This window comes from Salinivibrio costicola subsp. alcaliphilus (genome assembly GCF_001996185.1).
Classification (GTDB): Bacteria; Pseudomonadota; Gammaproteobacteria; order Enterobacterales; family Vibrionaceae; genus Salinivibrio; species Salinivibrio costicola.
Genome location: NZ_MUFR01000175.1, coordinates 1 through 336, shown reverse-complemented (window position 1 = coordinate 336; position 336 = coordinate 1). Strand labels below are relative to the sequence as shown.

1 pseudogene is annotated in these 336 nt (G+C 51.2%); it reads right to left on the bottom strand.

The window, feature by feature from the left end:
• A pseudogene (locus tag BZJ21_RS16475) lies at nucleotides 1–336 on the bottom strand (IS3 family transposase); the annotation flags it as partial.

Sequence of the window (336 nt, the reverse complement as noted above, 5' to 3'; positions counted from 1 at the left end):
TCCTCCTCGTTGTCGCTCTCGTACAAGACATTGAGCTTTTTTGATAGCACCAGTAACGCTGTCGTTTCGGCAAGGGCTTTATCTTTGCGGCGTAGCTCTTTTTCTAGGCCACCGATACGTTTTTTCTCGGCTTTACGCGCTGCCTGCTCAGCCTTTTTGGATTGTTCAGCTTGGCCTGCACCGCTTATACAAGCGCGTTTCCATGCTTTGACTTGCTCGGGGAACAAGCCTCGCTCACGGCAATATTGACTCAGCTCGGCTTCTGACAGACTGGCTGTTTCCATGACGGTGGCGAACTTGGCTTCAGCTGACCACTGCTCGGTGTTTTTTTGATGA